This window comes from Parendozoicomonas verongulae (genome assembly GCF_009711465.1).
Lineage (GTDB): Bacteria > Pseudomonadota > Gammaproteobacteria > Pseudomonadales > Endozoicomonadaceae > Sansalvadorimonas > Sansalvadorimonas verongulae.
Window position 1 is genome coordinate 1 of the sequence record NZ_SMME01000367.1, and the last position, 653, is coordinate 653.

The following is a 653-nucleotide window of genomic DNA, read 5'->3' on the forward strand; positions in this document are numbered from 1 at the left end:
CCTGTTAAGACTCGGTTTCCCTACGGCTTCCCTAGACGGTTAACCTTGCTACAAAATATAAGTCGCTGACCCATTATACAAAAGGTACGCAGTCACCTGACAAAGTAGGCTCCCACTGCTTGTACGCACACGGTTTCAGGGTCTGTTTCACTCCCCTCAACGGGGTTCTTTTCGCCTTTCCCTCACGGTACTGGTTCACTATCGGTCAGTCAGTAGTATTTAGCCTTGGAGGATGGTCCCCCCACGTTCAAACAGGATAACACGTGTCCCGCCTTACTCGATTTCACGATAAAGAGTCTTTCGTGTACGGGGCTATCACCCACTATGGCCACACTTTCCAGAGTGTTCCACTAAACTCTAAACCGCTTAAGGGCTAATCCGCGTTCGCTCGCCGCTACTAACGGAATCTCGGTTGATTTCTTTTCCTCCGGGTACTTAGATGTTTCAGTTCCCCGGGTTCGCCTCTCAAGAGCTATGTATTCACTCAAGAGATACCTGCCTTATGACAGGTGGGTTTCCCCATTCGGACATTCTCGGATCACAGCTTGTTTATCAGCTTCCCGAGACTTTTCGCAGATTACCACGTCCTTCATCGCCTCTGACTGCCAAGGCATCCACCGTGTGCGCTTAGTCACTTGACCATATAACCCAAA

The 653-nt window shown here is 49.8% G+C and carries 1 rRNA gene; it reads right to left on the minus strand.

The window, feature by feature from the left end:
• Positions 1 to 641, minus strand: a 23S ribosomal RNA gene (locus E1189_RS00720); the annotation flags it as partial.
• Positions 642 to 653 lie beyond the last annotated feature (12 nt).